The sequence below is a fragment of the Pseudomonas putida genome (genome assembly GCF_028682635.1).
Lineage (GTDB): Bacteria > Pseudomonadota > Gammaproteobacteria > Pseudomonadales > Pseudomonadaceae > Aquipseudomonas > Aquipseudomonas putida_AE.
The window spans coordinates 59,737-75,130 of the sequence record NZ_JANHLK010000008.1 but is presented as its reverse complement, the minus strand read 5'-3'; the positions used below and the strand labels follow the sequence as shown (position 1 = coordinate 75,130).

15 protein-coding genes and 1 pseudogene are annotated in these 15,394 nt (G+C 60.4%); 2 read left to right on the top strand and 14 right to left on the bottom strand.

What is annotated here, in order from left to right:
* Positions 1–9 precede the first annotated feature (9 nt).
* A complete protein-coding gene (gene flhA / locus NPS56_RS12380) occupies positions 10–2,139 on the bottom strand; it encodes a flagellar biosynthesis protein FlhA (RefSeq protein ID WP_274074859.1) in 2,130 nt (709 codons plus the stop codon).
* A 315-nt stretch (positions 2,140–2,454) separates the two neighbouring features.
* On the opposite strand from flhA, the gene NPS56_RS12375 reads away from it, so the two are divergent.
* Complete coding sequence (locus tag NPS56_RS12375) at positions 2,455–3,480, top strand: RHS repeat-associated core domain-containing protein (RefSeq protein ID WP_274074858.1); 1,026 nt, start codon at positions 2,455–2,457, stop codon at positions 3,478–3,480.
* 73 nt (positions 3,481–3,553) lie between these two features.
* Positions 3,554–3,649: pseudogene (locus NPS56_RS31325) on the top strand (DUF6124 family protein); the annotation flags it as partial.
* 142 nt (positions 3,650–3,791) lie between these two features.
* Here NPS56_RS31325 and flhB read toward each other — a convergent pair.
* The 13 genes from flhB to fliJ form a co-directional block, all read right to left on the bottom strand.
* Positions 3,792–4,931, bottom strand: a complete 1,140-nt coding sequence (gene flhB, locus NPS56_RS12365) for a flagellar biosynthesis protein FlhB (RefSeq protein WP_274074857.1) — start codon at positions 4,929–4,931, stop codon at positions 3,792–3,794.
* Positions 4,932–4,934: 3 nt separating this feature from the next.
* Positions 4,935–5,720 carry a flagellar biosynthetic protein FliR gene (gene fliR, locus NPS56_RS12360; RefSeq protein WP_046816912.1) on the bottom strand — a complete coding sequence of 262 codons (786 nt, stop codon included), beginning with the start codon at positions 5,718–5,720 and terminating at the stop codon, positions 4,935–4,937.
* A 3-nt stretch (positions 5,721–5,723) separates the two neighbouring features.
* Positions 5,724–5,993 (bottom strand): flagellar biosynthesis protein FliQ, encoded by a 270-nt coding sequence (gene fliQ, locus NPS56_RS12355; protein WP_046816911.1) that lies wholly within the window; start codon positions 5,991–5,993, stop codon positions 5,724–5,726.
* The gene (gene fliP / locus NPS56_RS12350; protein WP_274074856.1) at positions 5,990–6,748 is read right to left on the bottom strand and encodes a flagellar type III secretion system pore protein FliP; all 759 of its coding nucleotides are present in this window, start codon (positions 6,746–6,748) and stop codon (positions 5,990–5,992) included. The genes fliQ and fliP overlap by 4 nt, the downstream gene beginning before the upstream one ends.
* Positions 6,748–7,200, bottom strand: coding sequence for a flagellar biosynthetic protein FliO (gene fliO, locus NPS56_RS12345; RefSeq protein WP_274074855.1), 453 nt, complete (start codon positions 7,198–7,200; stop codon positions 6,748–6,750). Before fliO ends, fliP begins: the two co-directional genes overlap by 1 nt.
* On the bottom strand, positions 7,201–7,659 hold the full coding sequence (gene fliN / locus NPS56_RS12340) for a flagellar motor switch protein FliN (RefSeq protein ID WP_274074854.1): 459 nt from the start codon (positions 7,657–7,659) through the stop codon (positions 7,201–7,203).
* A 65-nt stretch (positions 7,660–7,724) separates the two neighbouring features.
* Positions 7,725–8,693: a flagellar motor switch protein FliM gene (fliM, locus tag NPS56_RS12335; RefSeq protein ID WP_020796965.1), complete on the bottom strand. Its 969-nt coding sequence runs from the start codon at positions 8,691–8,693 to the stop codon at positions 7,725–7,727.
* Positions 8,694–8,702: 9 nt separating this feature from the next.
* A complete protein-coding gene (gene fliL / locus NPS56_RS12330) occupies positions 8,703–9,203 on the bottom strand; it encodes a flagellar basal body-associated protein FliL (protein ID WP_274074853.1) in 501 nt (166 codons plus the stop codon).
* A gap of 164 nt (positions 9,204–9,367) precedes the next feature.
* A complete protein-coding gene (locus NPS56_RS12325; RefSeq protein ID WP_274074852.1) occupies positions 9,368–10,642 on the bottom strand; it encodes a flagellar hook-length control protein FliK in 1,275 nt (424 codons plus the stop codon).
* Between the two features lie 100 nt (positions 10,643–10,742).
* A complete protein-coding gene (locus tag NPS56_RS12320; RefSeq protein ID WP_274074851.1) occupies positions 10,743–11,093 on the bottom strand; it encodes an Hpt domain-containing protein in 351 nt (116 codons plus the stop codon).
* 30 nt (positions 11,094–11,123) lie between these two features.
* Positions 11,124–12,830: an ATP-binding SpoIIE family protein phosphatase gene (locus tag NPS56_RS12315; RefSeq protein WP_274074988.1), complete on the bottom strand. Its 1,707-nt coding sequence runs from the start codon at positions 12,828–12,830 to the stop codon at positions 11,124–11,126.
* Positions 12,831–12,835: 5 nt separating this feature from the next.
* Positions 12,836–13,135 carry an STAS domain-containing protein gene (locus tag NPS56_RS12310; protein ID WP_274074850.1) on the bottom strand — a complete coding sequence of 100 codons (300 nt, stop codon included), beginning with the start codon at positions 13,133–13,135 and terminating at the stop codon, positions 12,836–12,838.
* 1,803 nt (positions 13,136–14,938) lie between these two features.
* Positions 14,939–15,388 (bottom strand): flagellar export protein FliJ, encoded by a 450-nt coding sequence (fliJ, locus tag NPS56_RS12305; protein ID WP_274074849.1) that lies wholly within the window; start codon positions 15,386–15,388, stop codon positions 14,939–14,941.
* Between the last annotated feature and the right edge of the window lie 6 nt (positions 15,389–15,394).

Sequence of the window (15,394 nt, the reverse complement as noted above, 5' to 3'; positions counted from 1 at the left end):
ACCACTACCTCAGCCGTTGGGCCCTACTGTCGCAACGATGGTCACTTGCTTGTTGTCAGGGATTTCCTGATACGCCAACACGTGCAAACCCGGGACTGCGAGCCGGCCAAATCGCGAGAGCATCGCGCGAACCGGACCGGCCACCAGCAGAATCACCGGTTGACCTTGCATCTCCTGCCGCTGCGCCGCATCGATCAACGAGCGTTGCAGCTTCTCAGCCATGCTTGGCTCCAGCAGGACGCCCTCTTCCGAGCCTTGCCCTGCCTTCTGCAGACTATTGAGCAATATCTGTTCCAACCTTGGCTCCAGCGTGACCACTGGTAGCTCGGAGTCAGTGCCTACAATGCTTTGCACGATGGCGCGGGATACGCCGACGCGCACCGCAGCCACCAGCGCGGCGGTATCTTGACTCTTGTTGGCGTTGTTTGCGATGGCTTCGGCAATGCTGCGAATGTCGCGTACCGGCACCTGTTCGGCCAACAGCGCTTGCAGGACCTTGAGCAATTGCGACAGCGACAGCACGCCCGGCACCAGCTCTTCGGCCAGTTTCGGCGAGTTTTTCGCCAGCAATTGCATGAGTTGCTGGACTTCTTCGTGGCCGATCAGCTCGCTGGAGTGCTTGTACAGGATCTGGTTCAAGTGCGTGGCCACCACGGTACTGGCATCGACCACGGTATAACCAAGCGATTGCGCCTGGGCGCGCTGGCTGATTTCGATCCACACCGCCTCCAGGCCGAAAGCCGGATCTTTGGCGGTTATGCCGTTGAGCGTGCCGTAGACCTGCCCCGGGTTGATCGCCAGCTCGCGATCCGGGTAAATCTCCGCCTCGGCGAGGATCACCCCCATCAGGGTCAGGCGATAGGCACTCGGCGCCAGGTCGAGGTTGTCGCGGATGTGCACCGTGGGCATCAGGAAACCCAGGTCCTGGGACAACTTCTTGCGCACACCCTTGATCCGCGCCAGCAGTTGCCCGCCCTGGTTGCGGTCCACCAGCGGAATCAGGCGGTAGCCCACTTCCAGGCCGATCATGTCGATCGGCGTCACGTCATCCCAGCCCAGCTCCTTGGTTTCCTGGGCGCGGGCCGGCGATGGCAGAAGTTCCTGCTGACGCTTGACCTCTTGCAGGGCCTGCACCTTGGCGGTGTTCTGTTTTTTCCAGAACAGGTATGCGCCACCGGCGGCCAGGGCGGCCATGGAAAGGAAGGAGAAGTGCGGCATGCCCGGCACCAGCCCCATCACCGCCATCAGGCCGGCCGACACCGCCAGCGCCTTGGGCGATGCGAACATCTGCCGGTTGATCTGCTTGCCCATGTCTTCGGAGCCCGAAGCACGGGTCACCATGATCGCCGCCGCTGTGGATAACAACAGTGATGGCAATTGCGCCACCAAACCGTCACCGATGGTCAGCAGCGCGTACACCTTGCCGGCATCGGCGAAGGACATGTTGTGCTGGAAGATACCGACCGCCATGCCGCCGATCAGGTTGATGAACAGAATCAGCAGGCCGGCGATGGCGTCACCGCGCACGAACTTGCTGGCACCGTCCATGGAGCCGTAGAACTCGGCCTCCTGAGCCACTTCCGAACGCCGCGCCTTGGCCTGGTTCTGGTCGATCAGGCCGGCGTTGAGGTCGGCGTCGATGGCCATCTGCTTGCCGGGCATCGCATCGAGGGTGAACCGCGCGCTCACCTCGGAAATCCGCCCGGCACCCTTGGTCACCACGACGAAGTTGATGATCATCAAAATTGCGAACACCACGATACCGACCACGTAGTTACCGCCGATCACCACCTCGCCAAAGGCCTGGATCACCTTGCCCGCGGCAGCATGGCCGTCCTGGCCGTGGAGCATCACCACCCGGGTTGACGCAACGTTCAAAGCCAGGCGCAACAACGTCGCCACCAGCAGGATGGTCGGGAACACCGCAAAATCCAGCGGCCGCAAGGCGTAGACGCAGACCAGCAGCACGACGATCGACAGGGCAATGTTGAAGGTGAAGAACACGTCGAGCAGGAACGGCGGCATCGGCAACATCATCATCGCCAACATGACCAGCAGCAACAGCGGCACGCCCAGATTGCCTCGACTGAGGTCTGCCATGTTCGTGCGGGCACTGTTGATTAACTGAGAGCGATCCACCGGTATTCCCCGTTCCTTTGAAGCAAAACTTTTGACGCCAGAAGCGGGCGCGGGGTGGGCACTGCAAGAAGCTTTCCAACTTTTGCGCAGGTTTGAAATAGAGGTTTGCGCAAGCAAAAAGATCGCAGCCTGCGGCAGCTCCTACAGAGGCTCGGAGTACCCCTGTAGGAGCTGCCGAAGGCTGCGATCTTTCGATCTTCCGTCCGTGTATCGCACGACCTTACAACGGCGAACCTATCAGTTCTGCTAGTACCCGCCCGTTGCATAATCGCTGATACTCGGCGCAAGTCCTTCGACCTTTCGAGGCGTCCATACATGGCAACCCCACGCGAAACCCTGCTCTGTCGATATAGCTACGATGCGCTTGACCGGTTGACGAGCAACGAACTGCCAAACGAGCCCGAGCACCAGCGCTTTTATTGCAAAAGCCGACTGGCCACCGAGATTCAGGGTGCGAACCGGTATTCGGTATTTCAGCACGGCGACCAACTGCTGGCGCAACAGCAGAAGGACGGCGGTTCACTCGATACCACGCTCCTGACCACTGATCAGCAGCGCTCGGTGTTGCAGACGCTCAAGTCCAATCAACCCCAACGACCCATCGCCTATTCACCCTATGGCCACCGCCCTGCCGGGAACGGGTTATTTACCCTCCTTGGATTCAACGGAGAGCGGCCGGATCGAGTGACCGGTTGGTATTTGTTAGGGAATGGGTATCGAGCGTTTAATCCGTTTTTGATGCGGTTTAATCGTCCGGACAGTTTGAGTCCGTTTGACAAGGGTGGATTGAATTCGTATGCGTATTGTGCAGGAGAGCCGATTAACGAGTCAGATCCTACAGGTCACTTTGCGATAGTGTTACGGGTCAGGTCATTGGCTTTACGCTGGTTAAAGGCAACCAGAAAAACCAACGCACTCATGCCCCCTCTCACTGCTAACTTACCAATACCACACTCAAAAACGAACGGACTTCTTTCGCTAACTGAAAACACTTCCACAAAAAAAATTATACCAGAAGCAAAAATCGTCCCAATACAACATCCAACCAACGCACCATTTGTTGGCGATGCACAAATTGTTACCGAAGCAAGAACTTCAACCCCTCTCAACACACAAACCTCCAATAGACGAACGTCCAATTGGTCTTTTGACGATATACATAATCGTCAGAATTCTTTGGAGACAACAACACATCCAGCTAGACCGAATCGACTACAGACAGAAGAAGAGTTCTCAAGAATAACAAGAACACAACATGCAAATGTGATGGCCTCAGTAAGGCAAGCGCAAGAACGCGGAGAGTTTTCTTTACCCGATTGGGTAAGAAGGGGACAAAGGTAAACGAAAGGGACAGATGTTTGGTGGAGAATTGAGACAGAGGTTTCGCGATCTTTTCGACTTTAAACATACGTCGCAACGCAATACGATGCTGGGGTTTCAGCAGATCATCATGCTGGCGGAACTGGCAGTGAGTCGTGCGCTGGATAATACCGATCCGCTGGGGCAGTGACGGATTCAGTCATGGCGCAAGACCTGTGGGAGCGGGCTTGCTCGCGAAGAGGGTGTGTCAGAGGCATTGATGGTGCCTGACACTCCGCATTCGCGGGCAAGCCCGCTCCCACAGGGTTTTGTGTGTTGGCTGAATGGGGTTATCAGGAATCGCGACGCAAATCCGGCGGGATCGGCAGGTCATCTTTTAGCGGATCCGGGCGCTTGCCCTTGCCCGCGCGGTACTGGCGGATCTGGTAGACGTAGGCCAGTACCTGGGCGACGGCGAGGTACAGGCCGCCAGGGATTTCCTGCTCAAGTTCGGTGGAGTAATAGATCGACCGCGCCAGCGCCGGTGATTCCAGTAGCAGGATCTCGTTGGCCGCCGCGATCTCTCGGATTTTCAGGGCCAGGAAGTCGCTGCCCTTGGCGATCAGCATGGGCGCCCCGCTCTTGTCCGGGTCGTACTTGAGGGCCACGGCGTAGTGGGTCGGGTTGGTGATGACCACGTCGGCATCGGGCACCGCCGCCATCATCCGGCGCTGGGACATTTCGCGCTGCAGCTGGCGGATCCGTTGCTTGACCTCCGGCCGCCCTTCCTGGTCCTTGTGCTCGTCGCGGATTTCCTGCTTGGTCATCTTCAGCTTCTTGATGCTTTCCCAGATCTGGATCGGCACGTCGACGGCGGCGATGATGATCAGCCCGCAGGCCATCCACAGGGTGCTCCAGCCGACCACTTGCAGACTGTGGGTGATGGCGCGGTCCAGGGGTTCGTGGGCGATGCGCAGCAGGTCGTCGATGTCCGCCGTCAACACCGCCAGGGCCACGAACAGGACGATGAAGAACTTGGCCAAGGCCTTGAGCAGTTCGGTCAGGGCCTTGGCCGAGAACATGCGCTTGAGCCCTGCACCGGGGTTCATGCGACTGAACTTGGGCGCCATGGTGCCGGCGGAGAACAGCCAGCCACCAAGGGAAATCGGGCCGATGATCGCCGCCAGCAGCAAGGTGATCATCACCGGTTGAACCGCCAGCAAGGCGATCTGCCCCGAGTGCAGCAGGTAAGTGCCCATCGCCCGCTGGTCCAGCACCACCTCGCGGGACAGGGAAAAATTCAGGCGCATCAGGTCCATCATGTCCTGGGCCAGGGCACCCCCGAAGATCAGCAGCGCACCGGCGCCGGCGAGCATGATCGCCAGGGTATTGAGCTCCTTGGAACGGGCGATCTCGCCTTTCTCACGGGCGTCCTTTTTCTTTTTCTCCGTGGGGTCTTCTGTCTTGTCCTGACCGCTTTCGCTCTCAGCCATGCCTTAGCGCGCCTGTGCCAGTTCGCGTAAAAACTGCAGGGCCTCGGAAGCCAGCGGTTGATACTGATTGAGAATGTCCGCCAGCCCGACCCAGAGGATGAACATGCCGAGCACCAGGGTCAGCGGGAAGCCAATGGAGAAAATGTTCAGTTGCGGCGCCGCCCGGGTCATCACGCCAAATGCGATGTTGACCACCAACAGCGCGGTGATCGCCGGCAGCACCAGCAGCAGCGCCGCGCCGAGCACCCAGCCGAGCTTGCCGGCCAGCTCCCAGTAGTGGTTGACCATCAGGCCGCTACCGACCGGCAACGTGGTGAAGCTCTCGGTCAGCACCTCGAACACCACCAGGTGGCCGTTCATGGAAAGGAACAGCAGCGTCACCAGCATGGTGAAGAACTGTCCGATCACTGCCACCGACACGCCGTTGGTGGGGTCGACCATCGAGGCGAAGCCCATGCCCATCTGGATCGCGACTATCTGCCCCGCCACCACGAAGGCCTGGAAGAACAGTTGCAGGGAGAACCCCAGGATCGCGCCGACGAGGATCTGCTCGGCAATCAGCAGCAGCCCGCTCAAGTCCAGCGCATTCACCGGCGGCATCGGTGGCAGGCCCGGGGCGATGACCACGGTGATGGCCAGGGCGAAGTACAGGCGGATGCGCTTGGGCACCAGGGCGGTGCCAAACACCGGCATGACCATCAGCAAGGCGCCGACGCGAAACAGCGGCAACATGAAGGTCGCCACCCAGGTGCTGATCTGGGTATCGGTCAGCTGCAGCAGCGACGACATGGTCTAGCCGATGACCTGCGGAATGCTGCCGTACAACTGCAGGATGTATTCCATGAAGGTCTGCACCAGCCAGGGGCCGGCGACGATCAGCGTCACCAGCATCACCAGCAGGCGCGGCAGGAAACTCAAGGTCTGTTCGTTGATCTGGGTGGCGGCCTGGAACATCGCCACCAGCAGCCCCACGAGCAGGCTCGGAATCACCAGCACCGCGACCATCAGGGTGGTCAGCCACAATGCTTCGCGAAAGATGTCGACGGCGACTTCAGGCGTCATGGCGACACACCGCCGAAGCTGCTGGCGAGGGTGCCGATGATCAGGGCCCAGCCATCGACCAGCACGAACAGCATGATCTTGAACGGCAGGGAAATGATCAGCGGCGAGAGCATCATCATGCCCATCGCCATCAGCACGCTGGCCACGACCAGGTCGATGATCAGGAACGGGATGAAGATCATGAAGCCGATCTGGAACGCGGTCTTGAGTTCCGAGGTGACGAACGCCGGCACCAGGATGGTCAGCGGCGCCTGATCCGGCGTGGCGATGTCGGTGCGCTTGGACAGGCGCATGAACAGCTCCAGGTCACTGGTGCGCGTCTGGGCCAGCATGAAGTCCTTGATCGGCACCTGGGCCTTGGCCACGGCATCCTGGGCGGTCATTTTTTCCGCGAGGTAAGGTTGCAAGGCATCCTGGTTCACCCGGTCGAACACCGGCGCCATGATGAACAGGGTGAGGAACAGCGCCATGCCGGTGAGGATCTGGTTCGACGGCGTCTGCTGCAAGCCCAGGGCCTGGCGCAGGATCGAGAAGACAATGATGATGCGAGTGAAACTGGTCATCAGCATGACGAACGCCGGGATGAAACTCAGCGCGGTCATGATCAGCAGGATCTGCAGGCTGACCGAATATTCCTGGGCGCCCTCGGCATTGGTGCCGAGCGTGATGGCCGGGATCGACAATGGATCGGCGGCGATCGCCAGCGGCGCGGCCAGCATCAGGGCCAGCGTCAGGATGATGCGCAGCGCAGCCATTACTTCTTATCCTTCTGATCCTTGCCCATCAGCTCCATCAGGCGCTGGGCGAACTCCGGGGTGGCTTTCTCGGTCGCGCTCGGCACCTGCACCGGCTCCTTGAGCACATGCAGCGCCGTGATGGTGCCCGGGCTCAGGCCAAGCAGGATCTGCTCGTTGCCGACCTGCACCAGCATCAGGCGATCACGGGGCCCCAGTGCGCGGGAACCGATCAGCTCGATCACCTGCCCCTTGCCCGCCGGCCCGGCCTGTTGCACCCGGCGCAAGAGCCAGGCGAGGAAGAAAATCAGCCCCAGCACCAGCAACAAACCAAACACCAGTTGTGTCAACTGCCCGGCCACGCCGCTGCTGGCCACAGGCGCGGCGGCGGCATTGGCGACAGGCTCGGCGGCCAGCACACTGCAGGGCAAGACCAGCGCCAGCCCCAAGAACAATCCCAAAAGCCTTTTCACTCAGCGCAGCTTCTTGATGCGTTCGCTTGGGCTGATCACGTCGGTCAGGCGGATGCCGAACTTCTCGTTGACCACCACCACTTCGCCATGGGCGATGAGGGTGCCGTTGACCAGCACGTCCAGCGGTTCACCGGCCAGGCGATCGAGCTCGATGACCGAGCCCTGGTTGAGCTGCAACAGGTTACGGATGTTGATGTCGGTGCTGCCGACTTCCATGGAGATCGACACCGGAATGTCGAGGATCACGTCCAGGTTCGGGCCTTCCAGGCTCACCGGCTCGTTGCTCCTCGGCACGCTGCCGAATTCTTCCATAGGCAGGCGATTGGACGAGGAACGACCCGCATCGGCGGCCAGCAAGGCGTCGATATCGGCCTGGCCGGCGTCACCGGCTTCTTCCAGGGCCGCAGCCCACTCATCGGCCAGCGCCTGGTCGTCCTGGGTATTCATGTGGTCAGCCATCATTTGTCCTCGGCGAACAACTCTTCAGTCAGAAGAGTCAATTAAATAGGGGGAGTGGCGCCGCCTCAACGACGCTCGATCGGCTCGATAACCTGCAGCGCAAGGTTGCCCTTGTGCGAGCCCATCTTGACCTTGAAGGCCGGCACGCCGTTGGCGCGCATGACCAGTTCTTCCTGCATGTCCACCGGGATCACATCCCCCGGCTGCATGTGCAGGATGTCGCGCAGCTTCAACTGGCGACGGGCAACCGTGGCGTTGATCGGTACGTCGACGTCCATCACGTCCTGGCGCAAGGCGTTGACCCAACGCTCGTCCTGGTCGTCGAGATCGGACTGGAAGCCGGCATCGAGCATTTCGCGCACCGGCTCGATCATCGAGTAAGGCATGGTCACGTGCAGGTCACCGCCACCGCCATCGAGTTCGATGTGGAAGGTCGACACCACGATGGCCTCGCTCGGGCCGACGATGTTGGCCATGGCCGGGTTCACTTCCGAGTTGATGTACTCGAAGTTCACTTCCATGATCGCCTGCCAGGCTTCTTTCAAGTCGACGAAGGCCTGCTCCAGGACCATGCGCACCACGCGCAGCTCGGTCGGGGTGAATTCACGCCCTTCGATCTTGGCGTGGCGGCCATCGCCGCCGAAGAAGTTGTCCACCAGCTTGAACACCAGCTTGGCATCGAGGATGAACAGCGCAGTGCCGCGCAATGGCTTGATCTTGACCAGGTTGAGGCTGGTCGGCACGTACAGCGAGTGCACGTATTCGCCGAACTTCATCACCTGCACGCCACCGACCGCCACGTCTGCCGAGCGGCGCAGCATGTTGAACATGCTGATGCGCGTGTAGCGGGCAAAACGCTCGTTGATCATTTCCAGGGTCGGCATGCGTCCACGGACGATGCGATCCTGGCTGGTCAGGTCGTAGCTCTTGACGGTGCCGGGTTCGGCAGCGATATCGGTCTGTACCAGACCATCGTCGACGCCATGCAGCAGCGCGTCGATCTCATCCTGGGACAGCAGGTCCTGCACGGCCATGTCGTGTTCCTACTGCAGTACGAAATTAGTGAAAAGCAACTGTTCGATCACCACTTTGCCGAGCTCTTTCTGCGCCACTTCCTGGACGCTGGCCGTGGCCTTCTGGCGCAACATTTCCTGGCCGACCGGCGAGGCGAGGGTCGCGAAATCCTGACCGGAGAACAGCATCACCAGGTTGTTGCGGATCACGGGCATGTGCACCTTGAGCGCGTCCAGATCCGCCTGGTTGCGCGCGAGCATGGTGATGCTCACTTGCATGTAGCGTTGGCGACCGTTCTGGGTGTAGTTGGCGACGAACGCCGGGGCCATCGGCTCGAACACCGCTGGCTGCTTGCCCAAAGCGGCGGTTTCAGCTTCGACGGCAGGCTTGTTCTGGGCGCTGTGCATGAAGTACCAGGTCGCGCCAACGGACAAGCCGATCGCCAGCAGCAGCGCCACCACGATCAAGATGATCAGCTTGAGTTTGCCTTTGGTTGCGGGGTCTTTTACTGCTGCGTCGCTCTTCGCCATGCCAATAATCCGTCACTATTCGGGTTTTCACAGTCGCACGGCAAGGCAAGAGCAAGTGTTATGCCAGAAACAAAAAAGATCGCAGCCTGCGGCAGCTCCTACAGGGTGTACACATTCCCCTGTAGGAGCTGCCGCAGGCTGCGATCTTTTAGGAGCATCGCGAATCAGGCGTAGTAGTCGACGGCACTGGAGCCGATCACCCGGGTAGCCGTTGCGGCCACTTCGGTCACGCTCGGCGCGATCTCGTCATCCATGGCATCCAGACGTCCACCGCCAGCACTGGCACGCCCGCTCTGCGCCTGCTGTTGCTGACCCTGATCCTGCGAACCGCGGGACTGGTCGGACACATTGACGTCCACCTGGCCCATGCCCTGCTGGGCGAACATGTCGCGCAGGCGATGCATCTGGCCGTCCAGCGCTTCCCGCACACCCGGATGGGCGCTCATGAAGGTCACCTGGGTCTGCTGGTCGGGCACCATGTTCACCCGAATGTCGAGGCGGCCGAGTTCGGCCGGCTGCAACTGGATGTCGGCCGCCTTGAGGTTGGCGCTGGACAGGTACATGACCCGGTTCACCACTTCTTCGGTCCAGCCGCTCTGATGCATCGCGATGGGCTGGTTGACCGGCACGGCGTTGGCGGTTTTCGGCGTGGCCGCCTGGGTCAGTGCCGCCAGTCGGTTGGCGAAATCGTCGACCCGGGTATCGCTGCTGGCCGATGTGAGATCCTTGAGGCCCGCATCGATCAGGCCACTGAAGGCTTTTTCGCCACCCTGGCTGGTGCTGTCCTGGTCGGCCTGCACATCGAGCATGTTCGCCATGCCGGCGGCAAAGGTCTGCGCCGAAGTCGGCTCGCCGTCGGCCTGGGTCGGTGCCGACTTGGCTGCCTGGCTCGAGGCCGAGACATGCCCGCTCTGCTCCATGGCCATGCGCAGGGCTGGCAAGGCGTCGAGCGGGTCGGCTTCGGGATCGAAACCGGTGTCGGTGGCGGGGACTGCTGGCGGGACGACCGCTGCAACAATCGCTTCAACGGGTGGCTGCTCAGCCACAACAGGCGCCGCGACCACAGGCACCGAGGCAGGGTCGACAGGCACCGCATCGGCGATCGCTGCCTGACCGGCATCCGTCGAATCGGCGTCGGCCTGCTTGTCGTCTTGCGTCGGTTTATCGGCGGGCAAGCCTTTGCCGCTATCGGCAACGGCGGGCTTCTCGGCGGCAGCGTTATCATCCTTTTGACCGACGCTATCTTCGACCTTGTCACGCGCTGGTTTCGCAGGTGCTTCAGCGGCTACGGACGTGTTCCGAGCCTGCCTGGCATACACCTGAGAGAAGCTGGAGGCCTTGTCCATGGGCTCGGCGGCCACTGTGGCGGCAGGGGCGGAGACGGTCTTGCTCTTGGCCTGAGTAGCGGCCAGCAGCAGTGATTGGGGCGTAAGGGGCATTTAACGGTCTCCGCTGCACTGGGATCGTAGGTACAGTTGAAGAATTGATTGCAAGGGGCGAGCCAGTTTCGCTCGATGCCGACGAAAAGCGTCCTGGGCCTCAGTTTTCCGCCAGGGACCGCTGCCGCTCAGCCTGGTAAAGAGGTCGCACAAAGGCGAACTCACCATCGATTTTGGCGATCAGTTCACTGATATCCAGGGAAGACAGGCTGTTGGCGCTCTTTTCAAGCTGGCCACACAGCTCGGCGAGCCTGACGGCCCCCATATTGAGGCTGCTGCCTTTGAAGCTGTGAGCCTCTTCTATCAGTTGCGCGCCCTGCTGCGCCTTGCGCAACAATCCAAGGCGCTCTTCGGAATCGGTGAGAAAGGTATCCAGCAATTTCGGATACTCGTCCTCCATGACCTCGCGCAACGCGCTCAGCGCGTCCAGGTCCAGATGTTCGTCAGTCACTTGTTCGCTCCTTGATCAAGAATCTTCGGATTATGCCAGAGCCTTCCAGTAAAACTCCACGCGGGCACTGCGACCGTCGTCGGACCAGCATGCATTTTGACCCAACTGACGGATCAGGCTGATGCCGCGCCCGGACAGACGGACAGGATCGACCGGGCGCTCCAGCACCCGCCCGACATCGAAGCCCTTGCCGCTGTCCTCGACGCGAATCGCCAGGCAACCACCCTCGCCCTTTGGCGTAACTTGCAAATGCACCCGCACATAACCATCCTGCAGCTCGTCCAGGCGTGCATTGCGTTGTTGATAATAGCGGGTAAAACCCGACACATCGCGCTTGAGGCTGGAGTCCAGGCCCAGCACCCCATGTTCCAGGGCATTGGAGTACAGCTCCGCCAGCACACTGTACAGCGCCCCGCTCTGCGCCCGCAGGCCGTGCACTTCCTGGAGCAATTGCAACAGATAGGGCAACGGGTTGAAGCGTTTGAGGGTCGCGGCGCGAAATTCGAAACTGGCCGACCAGTCCAGGGGACAGGACTGGCCGCTGTCGGAATAGACCGGCACCGGCGGACTCGCATGCACGGGTGGCGCCAGGATGACCTCGACCATGCTGACATCGTCGCGCGTTATCCCTTGAAAGTCCCGAAGCGCCTGCTCGATGTCCTCGAACAAGGTGTCGGGCTGACGATTGGCGGCAAATACCTGCAGCAAACGCTGCTCACCAAACAGCTGATCATCGGCATCGCAGGTGTCGATCACCCCGTCGGACATCAGGAACACCCGGTCACCCATGGCCATCGGGAACACTTCGGTCCGATCATCGAAGGTTTGCGGGCTCAGTACACCCAGCGGCAAATGCCGCGCCGTCAGTGGCGTACGCGCCCCGCTGGCAATGCTGTGCAGGTAGCCGTCCGGCATGCCGCCGTTCCAGACCTCCAGCGAGCGGCTCTGGAAACCCAGGCACAGCATCGTCGCGCAACAGAACATGTCCACCGGCAGGATGCGCTTGAGCTTGGCCTTCATCTCGCGCAGGGTTTCGGCGAGGCCGTAACCCTTGGTGGTCATGCCGTAGAAGACTTCGGCCAGGGGCATGGCGCCAACGGCAGCAGGCAGGCCATGGCCGGTGAAATCGCCGAGCAAGACATGCATGTCCCCTGCCGGGGTGAACGCGGCCAACAGCAGGTCGCCGTTGAACAATGCATAGGGCGATTGCAGGTAGCGGATATTGGCGGCATTCAGGCAGCCGGAATGGGCCACCTTGTCGAATACCGCCTTGGCCACCCGCTGCTCGTTAAGCAGATATTCGTGGTGCCTGGCGATCTGGTCGCGCTGCTGCAAGACAGTGGCCTGCAGACGCCGCAAGCGGTCCATCGCCTTGATCTTGGCGGCGAGGATCACCTGGTTGTAGGGTTTTGCCAGAAAATCGTCACCGCCCACCTCCAGGCAGCGGGCCAACGCCTGGCTTTCCGACAGCGAGGTGAGGAAGATGATGGGCACCAGGGTTTCCCCGGCCAGTTCCTTGATGTGCGCAGCCGCCTCGAAGCCATCCATCACCGGCATCATCGCGTCCATCAACACCAGTTGCGGGCGTTGCTGGCGAAACACGTCAACCGCTTCGGCGCCGTTGGCGGCCGTCAGCACTTGATGCCCCTGGCGGCGGACGATGCTCGACAACAGCATGCGGTCGGCCGCGCTGTCCTCGGCGATCAGGATCGTCAGCGGTTCGAGTACCACCTGCACGGTGGTCAACTGATGTCGAACAGCTTGTCGAAGTTGGAAATGGCGAGGATTTTCCTCACGTCGGAACTGCTGTTGACCACGCGAATGTCGGAATCGTCGCCACCGGCATGGTCACGCAACAGCAGCAGCATGCCCAGGGCGGAGCTGTCGAGGTAGGTGGCTTCTTTCAGATCGACCACGACCTTTGAGAGGATCTGCTGTTCGTAGGATTTTCGAAATTCCTGATGCTTGGCGAAATCGAATCGTCCCTTGATCGATATCGTCAGCTTTTTCCCGTCCGGGGAGATTTCTGTAACGACTGACATATCATGGCTTCCTTGTCATTGGTAAACCTTCTTGTACAAGGTTTAGCATTGGGTAGAGGTTGGGGCAAGGTTGGGGATCAAGATCAAAAGATCGCAGCCTTCGGCAGGTCAGGTCCGAAGACAACCACGGATTCATGCCCAACACAAAACATTGTAGGAGCCCGGCTTGCCGGCGAAGGCGGTCTTGGGTATTGCGCTGGTCTCTCGGGCCTCTTCGCTGGCAAGCCAGCTCCTACAGGTCCGTGGAAAACCATGGATTCATGGCCAACACACAACATTGTAGGAGCCCGGCTTGCCGGCGAAGGCGGTGTTGAGTTTTGCGCTGGTCTTTCGGGCCTCTTCGCTGGCAAGCCAGCTCCTACAGGTCCGAAGACAACCACGGATTCATGCCCAACACAAAACATTGTAGGAGCCCGGCTTGCCGGCGAAGGCGGTCTTGAGTATTGCGCTGGTCTTTCGGGCCTCTTCGCTGGCAAGCCAGCTCCTACAGGTCCGAAGACAACCACGGATTCATGCCCAACACAAAACATTGTAGGAGCCCGGCTTGCCGGCGAAGGCGGTCTTGAGTATTGCGCTGGTCTTTCGGGCCTCTTCGCTGGCAAGCCAGCTCCTACAGGTCCGAAGACAACCACGGATTCATGCCCAACACAAAACATTGTAGGAGCCCGGCTTGCCGGCGAAGGCGGTCTTGGGTATTGCGCTGGTTTTTCGGGCCTCTTCGCTGGCAAGCCAGCTCCTACAGGTCCGTGGAAAACCATGGATTCATGTCTAACACAAAACATTGTAGGAGCCCGACTTGCCGGCGAAGGCGGTCTTGAGTATTGCGCTGGTCTTTCGGGCCTCTTCGCTGGCAAGCCAGCTCCTACAGGTCCGTGGGAAACCACGGATTCATGTCTAACACAAAACATTGTAGGAGCCCGGCTTGCCGGCGAAGGCGGTCTTGAGTTTTGCGCTGGTCTTTCGGGCCTCTTCGCTGGCAAGCCAGCTCCTACAGGTCCGTGGAAAACCATGGATTCATGTCTAACACAAAACATTGTAGGAGCCCGGCTTGCCGGCGAAGGCGGTCTTGAGTATTGCGCTGGTCTTTTGGGCCTCTTCGCTGGCAAGCCAGCTCCTACAGGTCCGAAGACAACCACGGATTCATGCCCAACACAAAACATTGTAGGAGCCCGGCTTGCCGGCGAAGGCGGCCTTGAGTTTTGCGCTGGTCTTTCGGGCTTCTTCGCTGGCAAGCCAGCTCCTACAGGTCCGAAGACATCCACGGATTCATGTCTAACACAAAACATTGTAGGAGCCCGGCTTGCCGGCGAAGGCGGTCTTGGGTATTGCGCTGGTTTTTCGGGCCTCTTCGCTGGCAAGCCAGCTCCTACAGGTCCGTGGAAAACCACGGACTCATGTCTAACACAAAACATTGTGAGCCCGGCTTGCCGGCGAAGGCGGTCTTGAGTATTGCGCTGGTTTTTCGGGCCTCTTCGCTGGCAAGCCAGCTCCTACAGGTCCGTGGAAAACCATGGATTCATGGCCAACACACAACATTGTAGGAGCCCGGCTTGCCGGCGAAGGCGGCCTTGAGTTTTGCGCTGGTCTTTCGGGCCTCTTCGCTGGCAAGCCAGCTCCTACAGGTCCGTGGAAAACCATGGATTCATGGCCTACACGCAACATTGTAGGAGCCCGGCTTGCCGGCGAAGGGGGTCTTGAGTATTGCGCTGGTCTCTCGGGCCTCTTCACTGGCAAGCCAGTTCCTACAGGGGTTTCGCGTTCGCGCTGAGCTGCCGCGGGCTGCGATCATTCCCGGGCAATCTATCAATACGCATCCTGTCGCGGCAGGCGCTGGGACAATTCATCCAGCAACTTCTGCTCGCGCTTGTCTTCCAGCGCCCGCGCTTCGTCCTGGTAGCGCTGAACCAGCTTGCGCAAGCCTTCGACCCGGGCGAACGCCTGTTGCCAGGTGTCCCGCGCCTTGTTCAGGTTGTTCTGGTGCCAGGCCAGGCTCTGCCGCTGTTGATCGATGGCCGTGCCCAATTGCGCGAGAAAGCCCTGGTAGCCCAGTAGCCATTGCCCGGACACGCCGGCACTGCCGCGCACGATCCACTGTTCCTGATAGTCGAGCCGAAAGGCTTCGAGGTCGGCCAGCTTGCTCTCGGCCAGCCGCACCTGCCCCTGGAAGTGCCCCAGACGCTGGACCGCGGTTTTCTCGGCCTTCTCGGCCATTTCCACCACGGGGGCCAGGCGGCCCGCCCGACTCTGGGCCATGGCCGG